The organism is Tunturibacter empetritectus (assembly GCF_040358985.1).
Lineage (GTDB): Bacteria > Acidobacteriota > Terriglobia > Terriglobales > Acidobacteriaceae > Edaphobacter > Edaphobacter empetritectus.
Genome location: NZ_CP132932.1, coordinates 3753591 through 3767201, shown reverse-complemented (window position 1 = coordinate 3767201; position 13611 = coordinate 3753591). Strand labels below are relative to the sequence as shown.

Genomic DNA, 13611 nt, shown 5'->3' with positions numbered 1-13611 from the left:
AACAAAGCAACATCAAACCACCGCACGAAGCACCGTCCCTATGCAACCAGACACCCGCAAGCTCCTCCGTACCGGCCTCCTCATCTTCGGGACTGGAGTCATCGCAGCAGCACTCATCTTCACCAGCTTCGGAGGCATCTCCCGCCATCAGGGTCCGCACACCAACCTCGGCTGGCTGTCCCTGATGCTCGCAATGGGCTGCCTCCCCACCGGTTTTCTCACGCTTCTTTTGGCAGCTATCAAACTCCTCGGCGACCGCCACCGCTGACCCTCCACACATAAAAAAGCCCCGATCGCCATGATCAGAGCTTTCTCATCAAACCGAAACGCAGAAGCAGCTACTTTCCCAGTGTCGGAGGATTCGAGCTGCTACCCACCGCCGGCCCGGTCGCTCCCGTGCTCACGCCATCGAGCGAAGCCTGGTACGAAATGATCGTCTTCAGCGTCTCGTACGGAATCCCAGCCAGCGGCAATAGGTGCCCATTCACCGCAAGCATCGGCGTCTGCTCAACACCCACATCCTGCGCCAGCTTGATCGAGGCATTCACCTGCTCCTTGGTTGCCGGAGTCGCCGCGCACGCATCGATCGCTGCCGGATCTAGTCCAGCCTTGGTCACAGCATCCTTCAGCGTCTGATTCCCAGTCTCGTCCGTCAAAGCAGCCTGGGTATCAAACACCGCAGCCGAGTAGACAAAGAACGCGTCGTTCTTCTGCTTCTGCACGCAGTACCCATACGCCGCCGCCTTGAACGCAAAGGGGTGCAGATCCACCAGAGGAAAGCTCTGATACACCACACGGGCGTTCGGGAAGTCCTTCACCAGCTGATTCATCGTGGACTGCGCGTCTTTGCAATGCGGACACTGCAGATCGGAAAACTCTACCAGAAGAAGGTCCTTGCTCGTCGCGCCCCGCGTCGCACCATCTGCCCGAGCCTGTAGCGTCTTGCGCAGATCGGCAAACGGCGTCGCGCCAAACGGCACTACCGCATCGCCCGCAACCGCATGCTTTCCATCCGGCGTCACAAAAAACGCCGTCGGCTGCACCTTCGCATTCGGAGTCTTGTCCGACACAAACACAATCACCTTGGTCACATTCGGCGCCGAGGTGGTCTGAATCGCCTCCACCCGCCAGATGCGGTTCGAATCATAACCCCACAGCGCCTTCAGAAACGCATTGACCGTATCCACCGTAGGCGTAGACGCCGTGAAGTACTTCTGATTCACCGGAGGAAAAGGATCCGCCTTGGTATCCTGCCCCAGGCTCTGCAGCTTCAGGGGAGCATCAGACTTCTGCCCGGCAGGAGCCGTCTGCGCTCCCGCACCCGCTGCCGTCTGCGCCGCCGCCACTGCCGTAGCACTCAGAGCCACCACTCCCGCCAACATCCAATTCGAAATCTTCCTGTTTAAAATCTTCAAAGACACCATCCTTCGCCGTCGCTATCCGCGCAGCTCCTCTATTACACCTGAACCTTGACCGCAATGGGAAACCGGCGCCCCATTCCGAACGACTTTCTCGTAACTTTCAACACCGGAGCCGCCTGCTGCCGCTTGTATTCGCTCTTCTCCACCAGCTGCAGCACCGACCTCACCAAAGCCACATCCAATCCCTGCTCTTCAGCAATCTGCTCCGCCGAACAATACCGCTCCACATACGCCTCCAGGATCGGATCAAGCACCTCATACGGTGGCAACGAGTCGGTATCCCGCTGCTCTGGCCGCAGCTCCGCTGAAGGTGGTTTCGAGATCGTCTCCCACGGAATGATCTCCTTCACGCGATTCACATACCGGCTCAACGCATACACCCGCATCTTCATCACATCACCAATCACGGCCAGCGCACCCACCATATCGCCGTACAGCGTGCAGTACCCGGTCGACATCTCGCTCTTATTCCCAGTCGTCAACACCAGCGCGCCAAACTTGTTCGACAACGCCATCAGCAGCGTCCCACGAATGCGCGGCTGCAGGTTCTCCTCTGCAAGCCCAAACGGCGTCCCTGCAAACAGCGGCTGCAACACATGTTGAAACTGCGCGAACACATCATGGATCGGCAGCAGTTCAAACCTCACCCCCAGGTTCTTCGCCAGCTTCCGCGCATCCTCAATCGAGCCCAGCGACGAGTACTCCGTCGGCATTCCCACACCAATTACGTTTTCCTTGCCAAGAGCCTCCACTGCAATCGCCGCCACCAGCGCCGAATCGATCCCCCCGCTCAACCCCACCAGCACCTTGCTGAACCCGCACTTCCTCACGTAGTCCCGCGTCCCCAGCACCAGCGCACTCCACATCGCAGCGACCTCGTCCACCTGAGTCGCTGCCGCGATCGCCTCGCCATCCCGTGTGTCGAAGACCACCAGATCCTCAGCAAACGAAGCAGCCCGCGCCACGACATGACCATCCGGCCGAATCACCAGCGACGAACCATCAAACACCAGGCTGTCGTTCCCGCCCACCTGGTTCGTCATCGCCACAAACGCATGATGCCGCCGTGCCAGCGCAGCCAGCATATTCTGCCGGATCTGCGGCTTTCCCTGCCAATAAGGCGAAGCCGAGATATTCAAGATCACCCGCTGCTGTCCCGCCAGCTCCGTCGACTGCGACTCCCACCGCCCCATCAGCCTCTCAACAGGATCCACCGGATACATCTGCCGGGGCCAGAATCCTTTGTCGTTCCAGGCGTCCTCGCAGATCGTAATCGCAAGCGGCTCCCCGCCGACACAGACCAGCGCCTGCTCCGTCGCCGGCTCAAAGTATCTCTGCTCGTCGAAGACGTCATAGAACGGCAGCAGCATCTTCTGCTGCACAAAGCTCACGCTGCCTCCATCCATCAATGCCGCGACGTTCCGCACCTGCTTGCCCACGCTGGCCTTCGAAGCCATCACCGTGCCGCACAGAATCGCCGGTCGGCCCGCAACCGCGGTCCAGCCTGCAAGCTCCGCAACCACCTGCTCTGCCCTCTCAACGAAGGATGCTTTCTCAAGAAAATCCGCCGGCGGATACCCGCACACCGCAAGCTCGGGAAACACTACAAGGCCCACGCCCAACTCCTCGGCACGAGACGCATATTCAAGAATCTTCTTCGCATTCCCGGCGAAGTCACCCACCGTCGGGTTGATCTGGGCAAGCGCTATCTTCACCCTTCAAGTCTACCGCTTAGGAGCCTGTCCCGCTCAACACCACACCCACTGTGCGCGCCAGAATCCGAAGATCCATAATCAGACTCCAGTTCTCCACGTACGCCGTATCCAGCGAGATATAGCTGTCGAATGAAGGATCCTGCCGCGCCTCCACCTGCCACAGCCCGGTAATCCCCGGCAGCACATCCAGCCGCCGCAGATGCGCCAGATCGTACTGCTCCACCTCAGCCGCCATCGGAGGCCGCGGCCCCACCAGGCTCATATCGCCCTTCAGCACGTTATAAAACTGCGGCAGCTCATCCAGCGAATACTTCCGCAGCACCTTGCCTACCTTCGTAATCCGAGGGTCCTTCTTGATCTTGAACAGCACGCTATCCCGTTCATTCATGTGTTCCAGATCCGCCTTCAACTTATCCGCGTTCTGCACCATCGTCCGGAACTTGTAGCACGAGAACGCGCGGCCTTTTCGCCCGATCCGCTGAGCCTTATAAAAGATCGGCCCCGGAGAATCCAGCCGAATCGCAGCGGCAATCGCCAGCATCACCGGCGCAGTCAAAGCCAGCCCAATCACGGAAACCGTCGTGTCGAGCACCCGCTTCAGCAAAAATCCGCCGATCGGAAAGTCTCTGCGATGCAGCGGAATCGTCGGGAACTGACCGACATATTCCACCCTGGCATTCCACGCCAGGCCATCGTACATATCCGGAACCACGCGAACGTCGATGCCGGCAATCCGAGCCTCCTCCACCATGCGGATCACCATCTTCTCCTCTGCCGGCACCGAGAAGAAGATCTCGTCCACAAACAACGATCGCGCCAGCGACAGGCAGTTCCTCGCATCGCCGATCACATCTGCATTGCCGGACTCCGCCTCGCGCTCCGTCAATGCAACAAAGCCCTTGAATCGAAATCCGAGATGCTGCAGCGTGTCGATATGGTTCCTCAGCGCATGCCCCACACGCCCCGCCCCCACAATCAAAACATTCCGCGTCTCGATACCGGCGCGGAATCGCCGATAGACCATCCTCCGCCACAACGCGCGCCGCAGGCACAGCAGCACCGTCGTAAACACCACCATCAACCCAACCACGATTCGCGAGATCGCCTCGCCGCTCGACAGATAAAGCGTCCCGCACAGAAGCAAGCCCGAGGTCAGCGATGCCTGAATCGTCATCCTCTGCTCATGCAATCCGCTATGGTGCTGAATCGTCCCGTACAGCCCATAAGACCGCGTAAAGAAGATCAGGCAGATTCCATACCAGCCAATGTAAAAAAACAGAAGATTCGGGGAGGACTTGATCAGATGCGGGAGCACATGCAGCGTAGGCACATTCGCGGGCGTCTCAACACGGAACCTTAAAGCTGCAACCGCCGCAATCACCACGGTCAGCAGGTCCAGCGAGGCCCACACCGTACTCGTGATCGACGGCCTGCGGAAGACCCCGTCGGCCCTTGACGCGCGCCTTCCATTCCCCGTGTATTTTCTCTCTGAAACGATGACCTGCTGCAGATAATCCGGTGTCGCCATAGCGAACGCCTTTCAACTCAAATAATCCCAGGGCCTTGTAGTCGATAGGATGCCCAAATTGAAGCTCATGGGTATCGTCGATAAAAAAAGACGCAAAATAAGACAGTGCTGCGGGTCATTGATAATTTTGGATGCTATCTGGAGCATACGTCTCAGACCGGGGCTTGGCAACTGATACTGCAACAGTTTGCACGACACATCTAACATCTTCGTGGGAGGCGCTTTACCGAAGCCGCGCCCTGCCTCACGCCCGTAACCCTAGACCGGAGTTACCAACTCATCGAGCGCCAGAAACTCCTGAAGTATCGGGTCCTGGCTGCGTTCCATCTCTTCCATTGTTCCAAAGAAAATCGCTTTGCCTGCGCTCAAAAACACCACTCGGTCCGCCAGCTTCTTTGCCAGCCGCATATCGTGAGTTACCACAATGCTCGTCAGATGCAGTTGTTGTTTCAGCCGTTCGATTAAATCTCCAAGAAGATGTGCCATCAGCGGGTCCACCATCGTTGTCGGCTCGTCATACAACACCGCCTCCGGCTGCGATGCCAGCGCCCGCGCAATCGCGATGGAACGCTTCATCCCCGTCGACAGGTCCGACGGCAGCAGACCCTCCATCCCCGCAACCCCCACCATCTCCAGCAACCCCTTCACTACCTGCAGAATCTGGTCCTCGGCCATCTCCCCGCGCTCCCGCATCGGAAACGCAACGTTCTCTCCCACCGTAATCGAGTCGAACAATGCTCCGTTCTGAAAGACCATCGTCACCTTTCGGCGGATCTCTTGTAACTCCTTCTCCTGAAAGCCGCAGATATTCTCCCCCGCAACCTTGATCATCCCCTTATCCGGCTTCAAAAAACCCAGCAGCATCTGCAGAGACACCGACTTGCCCACGCCGCTTCGACCCAGGATGCACAGCGTCTCTCCCGGCAGTACATAGAAGCTCACATCCTCCAGCACCACAAACTCGCCGAACGACTTATACACATGCTCAAACGAGATGTAGGGCGCAGGCTTGTTCTTGATATCCGGCAAAGCCTCGGCAGCCGCCTCATTCTGTTCCGCCGCCTGCTGAATGAAATCACCCACCTCAGCCGACACGTCCTCCGACACGCTCTCAATCAGCGGAGTATCCGCGGTCACCTCGTGCGGCTGTTCCTCGATCTTGTCATCCGGCTCTGCCATCTAAGCGACTCCTACCCACCAAAAAATCAAGACACAAATCTAGCCTAACCCATCGCCCGCTTCGTATCCCGCTATGTATCCAGTGCATCGACATGCCGCTCCGCCTCGGCAAACTCCTCCGGCGTATTCAAATTCGCAAACCACAGATGCTTCGCCGACTGCTGCGCCTCGGTCGTTGCCATCCAGCCTTCTTGGCGTGGACCGTACAAGTTTGGCGTTGCTTGAAATGTCGATTCATCGTTCCATGGCAAATTGCGGAATGTCCTTCCGAGCACGCCCCCCTGCTTCGCCGCCAGTTCCCTGCCCGCCCGCTCCAATACCGGATACAACTTGAACTCCCCCCGCTCTACAGCACTCGCCACAAAGGGGGCGACGTGCCGGTGAACCATCGCCAATGTAGGCTGCGGAACACCATCCACCGTAAACATTGCCAGCCTCGCTCCCCTCTTTTCCTCCGTCATCGTTCTGCGAACCCACTGACTCAAAAACGCCGTCGGAAGAAACGGCATATCCACCGGCAGAAACAGGCTCCAATCAAAAGTGGAATGCATAAGCGCCGCCTCCAGCCCTCCAAGAGGTCCACAACCTGGATGCAGATCAGCCACAATCGGCGCGAACTCCGCGAGTTCCGGGTTTCCGCTCAGTATGCGAACATCCATGCACACCCGCCGCAGCTTCTTCACCGCATGGCGCACCAGCGGCTTCCCCGCCAGCTCCAGCAAAGCCTTGTCCCGCCCCATGCGCAAACTCTTTCCACCCGCCAGCACATAGCCGCCGACCTCTTCCGGGACCGAGCACGCCATCAGGCACCCACGCCACTCAAAAACCGCACGATCGACTCAATTCCACGATGAAAGTTCGCCAGATGAAACTTCTCGTTCGGCGCGTGAAGGTTGTCATCCGGCAGCCCGAATCCCATCATCACCGTCGGCACCTTCAGCTCCCGCACAAAGTCCCCCACAATCGGAATCGACCCGCCCCCACGCACAAACACCGTCTCCTTACCGAACACCTCGCGCATCGCCTCGGTCGCGGCCCTCACGTAAGAGTTATCCGTGCTCACCACGATCGGATCGCCCGCATGAATCAACCGCACCTCCAGCGCAACTCCCTTCGGCGCGATCGACTCCACATAGGCCTTATACTTCGCGAAGCTCTCCGCCGGTGTCATATCCGGCACCAGCCGCATGCTCACCTTCGCCACGGCCTTCGCTGGAATCACAGTCTTCGCGCCCACTCCAACGAACCCACCCGGCATCCCATGCACATCGAGCGTTGGCCTCGCCCACGTCCGTTCCTGCACACTCAATCCCGGCTCGCCGGTCAGCACACTCGATCCAACCTCCGTCGCGCGATAGTGCTCTTCATCAAACGGCAACGCCTTCCAAGCCTTCAACTCATCTGCGGTCGGCTTCTGCACCTCGTCATAAAATCCCGGAATCAAAATTTTCCCACTCTCATCCTTCAACTTCGCAATCACCTGCGCCAGCGCCACGAAAGGATTCGGAGCCGCCCCGCCGTACATCCCCGAGTGCAGATCCGTCTTCGCCCCGCGAGCTTCAATCTCCGTATAGATCATTCCGCGCAGGCCCACGCACAGCGTCGGCAGCTCCGGCGCAAACATCTCCGTATCGCTCACCAGCGCCACATCCGCCTTCAGCTGATCGCCGTGCTCCCGCACAAACGCCGCAATCCCCTCGCCGCCAACCTCCTCCTCACCCTCAACGATCACCCGCACATTCACCGGCAGCTTCCCGCCACCCGCAGCCATCAGCGACTCGAGCGCCTTCACATGCATCCACATCTGCCCCTTGTCATCCACGGCCCCGCGAGCATAGATGTTCCCATCCCTCTCCGTCGGCTCGAACGGCGGCGTCTTCCACTCCTCCAACGGCTCTGCCGGCTGAACATCATAGTGCCCATAGCAAAGCACCGTAGGCTTAGCCTTCCCATCCGCTCCCGGCCCATTTGCTTCTGGCGCCGCATGCAGCCAGTCCGCATACACCAGCGGATGTCCCCTCCGCTCCGCCGTCGTCGTCTCAATCAGACGAACGTTCTCCATCCCAATCCTCTTCAACTCCGCCGCAACAAACTCCGCAGCCCGCCGCACATCCCCCGCATGCTCAGGATCCGTAGACACCGAGGGAATCCGCAGCAGAGCCTTCAGCTCTTCGACAAAACGCCCCTTGTTCTCCCGCCCAAATTCAACCGCCGTCATCGTCTTCGTCGTCACCGATTCACTCCTGGAACAGTCTCACGCCAGCAAAGTCCCTTCCCGGCAAAACACAAGTATATGTCCGCTCTGCGCGGCCCAATCATTCCCCTTGCATCTGGTCCATCCCAGAGCGTAATTAATGCGGGCTAAGAGGAAAACGAAATGACCACCTCCCTCAAAGACGGCACCATGATTGACAAGCTGGCGCAGTTCGACCTGCCTCAGGAGATCGCCGACTCCGAACAGAAGAAGCCCTGGCAATCCGGCCACTACGCCAAAACCCTCTTCAAGAAGCACGACCTCCGTGTCGTCCTCATCGTCATGGAAAACGCAGCGCGGATGAAGGAGCATCACGCAGACGGAACCCTCTCCGTCCAGGTCCTCAAGGGTCAGATACGCTTCACCGTTCACGGCAAGCCCCATGACCTCAAGACAGGAGACCTCATCACTCTCAGCGCCTCCATCCGCCACGAAGTAGAAGCCCTTCAGGACTCCGCCTTCCTCCTAACACTCTCCTGGCCCAGCAATCAGGATCTGCTGGCAATGAAGCACCGCGGCTACGGCACCTGACCACCTGCCCCGAGCTTATCCCCACACAGAAAATTCTTATCTTCCTCGCAAAGCGGCGCGCTTCGGCGAACAATAAGCAGATGAGCGCCCAACCCACCGGTCAAACCTGGAACACCGAAGCCTATGCCGCCAACGGCCGATTCGTAGCCAACCTCGCCTCCAACGTCGTCGCTCTCCTCGCTCCCCAACCCGGCGAACGCATCCTCGATCTTGGCTGTGGCGACGGCGCTCTCACCGAACAACTCGCCGCTACCGGCGCCATCCTCACCGGCGTCGACGCCTCACCCGCCATGCTCGCCGCAGCCCGTCAACGCAACCTCCACAGCGCAGCAAAATTTGAGGTCGATCAGTATGACGCCACGGCACTCCCCTACAACAACCAGTTCGACGCCGTCTTCTCCAACGCCGCTCTTCACTGGATCCCCGGCATCTCCGGCCACCATGCCACGCTCGCCGGCGTTCACCGCGCCCTCCGCAGCACCAATCCACAGGCCCGCTTCGTCGCCGAGATGGGCGGCTACGGCAACGTCGCTGCCATCCGCACCGCACTCCAGGCCACCCTCGCGCCCTTCCACATCGACGCAGAAGCCACCGCCGCCAGTTTCTTCCCGTCGCCCGCGCTCTATCGCCATCTCCTCGAATCCGCCGGCTTCACCGTCCAATCCATCGAACTCATCCCTCGCCCCACACCGCTTCCCACAGGCATGGAGTCCTGGCTCAACACCTTCCGCAACGGTGTCCTCGACCGCCTCGATCCACACGATCGCGCAGCCGCAGTCGCCAACACTATTGCCCTGCTCGAGCCCATCCTCCGCGACGCCGACGGCAACTGGATCGCCGACTACGTTCGCCTTCGCTTCCACGCCACCCTCCGCTAAGCCCCGTAAATTCCCCGGCAAAAGCGCGCATCTTACATCATCTCCCCAACCCTTCCCGCAGGGAGAATCAGATAAAGTCGATGAATCATCTCCGTAAGACGAAACATCCTATTTTTGCGTCTAACGAATCAATAAAACGATTAGCCTATGAAAATAAAATCAAGCCTCCCCCTCAGCGCCACCAATTTGTTCCTGTCACTGTATCTTTTTTGTGGCAGCGCGCATGCACAAGATAAGCCAGCAACGTTTACCCAGGTCAGTGTCGAAACCTCTTCCTCGTCCTTGCTCGACAACTCCGATCTACCCGACGCGCCCCAGGCCCCGGTCTCAGGCCCGGTCGCAGAGCAGGAAGGCGTTCAAACCAAGCGCATCCTCGGCATCTTTCCAAACTTCCGCGCCGTCAGCGCCAACACTCATCTCCCGCCGCAAACTGTCCTGGAAAAGTTCAAAACTGCCTCGCAGGACAGCTTTGACTACTCCTCCATCTTTCTGCCGGCCGCCGTCGCCGGCATCAATCAGGCGACAAACAGCACTCCGGAATTTCGCCAGGGAGCCGCCGGCTACGGACGCTACTACTGGCATGCCTTCGCCGATCAGGCCGTGGAAAACTACACCGTCGAGGCCATCTTCCCCGTCATCACCCGGGAAGACAACCGCTATTACACCTTGGGACGCGGCGGCTTCATGAAGCGCGCTGGCTACTCTCTAAGCCGCGTCGTAATCACGCGCAATGATGCCGGAAATGAGACCTTCAACATTAGCGAGATCGTCGGTGCAGGCGCCGGCGCCGGACTCTCCAACCTTTACTACCCCTCGAGAGAACGTACCCTCGGCAACACCGTCAGCAAATGGGGGTCAAACATCGGTATCGACGCCGGCACCTTCCTCTTTCACGAGTTCTGGCCCGACATCAACCACAAACTGTTCCACGGCAAACAACCCAGCCAGTAAAACCAACGGCCTGCCCTTCCCCACGGCAGGCCCTTCTGGCTTCTCTTCTCAGGCGCTAGCGGTCATTCCGACTCCGGTCCAAGATTCGCAAGGCACTGCTCCAGCACCCCATTCAAAGCCTCAATCGAACTCTCAGCCACCCCTCGCCACAGCTTCCCTTCAATCACCTTCACCATCTTCTCCGCCTCCTGAAGCAGCTCTTCCCCCTCAGCCGTCAGTCGCGCCGCAAGAATCCGGTCATTCCCCCGCCCTTTATTCCTTACAATCCACCCATCTCTCGCCAGCCCCGTCAACAGCGACTGCGCCGACTGCGGCGTCACATAGCACAGCCGCGCCAACTGGGCACCCGACACCCCCGGCTCCCCCCGAAGCGTCTTTAGTATGTGCAGCTGAGCCGTCGTCACACCCTGGGGTCGCAGCGCTTCATCCATCTGGCTGCGAAAGTGGATCAGGATGCGCTTCATCATCTGCGCCGCCCTCCGCCTCTCAGCCTGCCGCTTTACTCCGTTAGAATTTAAAGAAACCATATCAGTCTCCTGATATCATATCAGGAGACTGATATGGCAACAATGACTGCACCCTCGCCCTCGCTCGCCCGGCCCATGCCTATCGCCGCGCCCGCCGCGTGGAAGCCTCACCATAATCCCTGGGCCATCGCGCTCACCGTGACACTCGCCACCTTCATGGAGGTACTCGACACCTCCATCGCCAACGTTGCCCTGCCCCACATCGCCGGCACCCTCGGCGCGAGCTCTGAAGAAGCCACCTGGGTCCTCACCAGCTACCTCGTCTCCAGCGCCATCGTCCTGCCCATCTCCGGCTGGCTCTCCAACCGCTTCGGCCGCAAGCGCTTCTACATGGTCTGCGTCGCCCTCTTCACCATCTGCTCGTTCCTATGCGGCATCGCCAACACGCTTCCTCTTCTCATCGTCGCGCGCATCCTTCAAGGCGCAGGCGGCGGCGGCCTCGCTCCCAGCGAGCAGGCCATCCTCGCCGACACCTTCCCCATCGAAAAACGAGGCCAGGCCTTCGCAGTCTATGGCATGGCCGTCGTCGTCGCACCCGCCATCGGCCCAACCCTCGGCGGCTGGATCACCGACAACTTCAACTGGCACTGGATCTTCTTCATCAACATCCCCATCGGCCTCATCTCGCTCTATCTCAGCAACCGCATGGTCGAAGATCCACCCCATCTCAAAGAGCGCATGGAGCAGGCCAAGCACCTCAAGATCGACTTCCTCGGTCTGGGCCTCGTAGCCGTCGGTGTCGGCTGCCTCGAGTTCACCCTCGATAAAGGCCAGGAGAAGGACTGGTTCGGAGATCCCATGATCCGCACCTTCGCCATCCTCGCCGCCGCCACGCTGATCTTCTTCACCTGGTGGGAGTGGCACCATCCCGATCCCATCGTCGACCTCAAGCTCCTCAAGAACCGAAACTTCGGAACTGCCGTCTTCCTCCAGCTCATCCTCGGCATGGTCCTCTTCGGCTCGACCGTGCTCATCCCGCAGTACCTCCAAGGCCTGCTCGGCTACACCGCCGAACGCGCCGGCATGGTCCTCTCCCCCGCTGGCTTCGTCATGATGATCATGATGTTCGTCGCCGGCCGCAGCCTCGGCAAATTCGATCCACGCCTCATGGTCTGCCTCGGCTATCTCGTCACCGCCATCGGCATCTACAACCTCACGCGGCTCGACCTCAACACAGCCTTCGGCACCGTCACCCTCTGGCGAATGCTCCAGGTCATCGGTCTCGCCTTCATCTTCATCCCCATCAGCACGCTCAACTACGTCGGCGTGCCCGCCAGCAAGACCAACCAGATCTCCAGCCTCTCCAACTTCGCCCGCAACCTCGGCGGCAGCGCCGGCACCGCGCTCCTCACCACCTATCTGGCGCGCAACTCCCAGGTTCAGCAGGTCGCTCTCTCCGCCAACGTCGTCCGCGGCAGCGTCCCCTACAACCTCTACATGGACCGCATGAAAGAGATGCTGATGTCGCAGGGCATGTCTGCCGCCAGCGCCTCACAGATGGCCCTCGGCCAGGCCTACCAGGAAATGCTCCGCCAGGCCTCGATGCTCAGCTACAAGAACGCCTTCGCCATCCTCGCCTGCACCATCTTTTTGCTCACGCCGCTGCCCTTCATCATGCGTCTCCCCACCAAAGCCGCAAAACCCGACCCCGAAGCCATGGGCGGACACTAACCCCTGGCCTCAACGCCCTAATCCAGCATCTCGAACACACCCTACAGCCGCAAAAAGCGGGTGCCCCACATCTCGACTTTGATGTGTGCTCTCGGCAACGCTTTGAATAAGCGAGTAGCCGCTAACGAGCCGCATCCAGCTGCATAATCGTCTGCACACGCTCAAACGCAACCGGGCTCACCGACACCGAACCCTCAAATGGCCGCGCCAGGTCCGCAATCGCCGACAACGTCACCGCCACCACAAACGTCAACGCCAGCACCTGACAATAGTGCAGCCATTTATTGTCATTCCCCAGCAGACACGAAGACCCTACCGTCGCGCCCCCGCCAGCCAGCAGCAAGATCCACAGCACCACGGGCAGCCGCACGCGAAGTTGCTCCTCCCGCAGACTGCGCCTCTCCGACAGCTCACTCAACACCCTTGTCAGGTGGTCCACGCTATTCGCCGCGCCGGCATCGTCCTTCAGCCCCGCGAGCAGCTTCCACATCTCTACCTCGATCCTCTCTCCCGCACGGCTCTCCTCCTGACGCTGCATCGCCGGCCACTCCTGGTGCACTACCGCATCCGCATACTGCATCCCCAACCCGCGAAACGCCTCCCTCTCCGCAGCCGGTAGCGCCGACGCCACCCGCGTCACCGTCAACAGCGAACTCGCCTCCTGCGTCGCATTCACCTCCGCCGCCCGAAAGTCTATCCAGACCGTATACAGCATGAATCCCAGGATCACCCCATACGTCGTCCCCAAAATTCCCAGCTGCCATTCCGTCACATCATTGATCAGCTTGCGATTCGGAATCGGCCATGCCCGATTGAGCACCAGCACCAACGCCACCGAAACCAGCATCGCCAAAACCACCAGCAAGCTACTCTGCACGTAACTCAGCATAAGATTCCCGCCTCAATCAAATTCCGCAACTGACAAGTCAGCTTACAATCTCACCAGAGACACAAAG

At 59.6% G+C, this 13611-nt stretch carries 13 protein-coding genes; 5 read left to right on the top strand and 8 right to left on the bottom strand.

Features of this window, described 5'->3' with window-relative positions; translation table 11 throughout:
• The first annotated feature begins 40 nt into the window (after positions 1 to 40).
• Entirely contained in the window at positions 41 to 268 is a 228-nt protein-coding gene (locus RBB75_RS15655; RefSeq protein WP_179637641.1) for a hypothetical protein, read from the top strand.
• A gap of 70 nt (positions 269 to 338) precedes the next feature.
• Here the strand turns inward: RBB75_RS15655 and RBB75_RS15650 are convergent, their stop codons facing one another.
• The 6 genes from RBB75_RS15650 to RBB75_RS15625 all read right to left on the bottom strand — a co-directional run bounded on the left by RBB75_RS15650 (position 339) and on the right by RBB75_RS15625 (position 8061).
• Positions 339 to 1415 carry a thioredoxin domain-containing protein gene (locus RBB75_RS15650; RefSeq protein ID WP_353068609.1) on the bottom strand — a complete coding sequence of 359 codons (1077 nt, stop codon included), beginning with the start codon at positions 1413 to 1415 and terminating at the stop codon, positions 339 to 341.
• 41 nt (positions 1416 to 1456) lie between these two features.
• Positions 1457 to 3136: an NAD+ synthase gene (locus RBB75_RS15645; RefSeq protein WP_353068608.1), complete on the bottom strand. Its 1680-nt coding sequence runs from the start codon at positions 3134 to 3136 to the stop codon at positions 1457 to 1459.
• 16 nt (positions 3137 to 3152) lie between these two features.
• Positions 3153 to 4664: a sugar transferase gene (locus tag RBB75_RS15640; RefSeq protein ID WP_179637639.1), complete on the bottom strand. Its 1512-nt coding sequence runs from the start codon at positions 4662 to 4664 to the stop codon at positions 3153 to 3155.
• Positions 4665 to 4922: 258 nt separating this feature from the next.
• Positions 4923 to 5843 (bottom strand): ABC transporter ATP-binding protein, encoded by a 921-nt coding sequence (locus tag RBB75_RS15635; RefSeq protein ID WP_353068607.1) that lies wholly within the window; start codon positions 5841 to 5843, stop codon positions 4923 to 4925.
• A 71-nt stretch (positions 5844 to 5914) separates the two neighbouring features.
• Positions 5915 to 6646 carry a molybdenum cofactor guanylyltransferase gene (mobA, locus tag RBB75_RS15630; protein ID WP_353068606.1) on the bottom strand — a complete coding sequence of 244 codons (732 nt, stop codon included), beginning with the start codon at positions 6644 to 6646 and terminating at the stop codon, positions 5915 to 5917.
• A complete protein-coding gene (locus RBB75_RS15625; protein WP_353070399.1) occupies positions 6646 to 8061 on the bottom strand; it encodes a dipeptidase in 1416 nt (471 codons plus the stop codon). Before RBB75_RS15625 ends, mobA begins: the two co-directional genes overlap by 1 nt.
• A 159-nt stretch (positions 8062 to 8220) precedes the next feature.
• Between RBB75_RS15625 and RBB75_RS15620 the strand changes: the two genes are divergently transcribed.
• The 3 genes from RBB75_RS15620 to RBB75_RS15610 all read left to right on the top strand — a co-directional run bounded on the left by RBB75_RS15620 (position 8221) and on the right by RBB75_RS15610 (position 10457).
• Positions 8221 to 8628 (top strand): cupin domain-containing protein, encoded by a 408-nt coding sequence (locus tag RBB75_RS15620; RefSeq protein WP_353068605.1) that lies wholly within the window; start codon positions 8221 to 8223, stop codon positions 8626 to 8628.
• Positions 8629 to 8708: 80 nt separating this feature from the next.
• Positions 8709 to 9506, top strand: a complete 798-nt coding sequence (locus RBB75_RS15615) for a class I SAM-dependent methyltransferase (RefSeq protein WP_353068604.1) — start codon at positions 8709 to 8711, stop codon at positions 9504 to 9506.
• A gap of 147 nt (positions 9507 to 9653) precedes the next feature.
• Positions 9654 to 10457 carry a hypothetical protein gene (locus tag RBB75_RS15610; protein WP_353068603.1) on the top strand — a complete coding sequence of 268 codons (804 nt, stop codon included), beginning with the start codon at positions 9654 to 9656 and terminating at the stop codon, positions 10455 to 10457.
• Between the two features lie 62 nt (positions 10458 to 10519).
• On the opposite strand, the gene RBB75_RS15605 is transcribed toward RBB75_RS15610, so the two are convergent.
• On the bottom strand, positions 10520 to 10984 hold the full coding sequence (locus RBB75_RS15605) for a MarR family winged helix-turn-helix transcriptional regulator (RefSeq protein WP_353068602.1): 465 nt from the start codon (positions 10982 to 10984) through the stop codon (positions 10520 to 10522).
• Between the two features lie 42 nt (positions 10985 to 11026).
• Between RBB75_RS15605 and RBB75_RS15600 the strand changes: the two genes are divergently transcribed.
• Positions 11027 to 12655: a DHA2 family efflux MFS transporter permease subunit gene (locus RBB75_RS15600; RefSeq protein WP_257031051.1), complete on the top strand. Its 1629-nt coding sequence runs from the start codon at positions 11027 to 11029 to the stop codon at positions 12653 to 12655.
• A gap of 121 nt (positions 12656 to 12776) precedes the next feature.
• On the opposite strand, the gene RBB75_RS15595 is transcribed toward RBB75_RS15600, so the two are convergent.
• The gene (locus RBB75_RS15595; RefSeq protein WP_353068600.1) at positions 12777 to 13544 is read right to left on the bottom strand and encodes a DUF4239 domain-containing protein; all 768 of its coding nucleotides are present in this window, start codon (positions 13542 to 13544) and stop codon (positions 12777 to 12779) included.
• Positions 13545 to 13611: the final 67 nt, after the last annotated feature.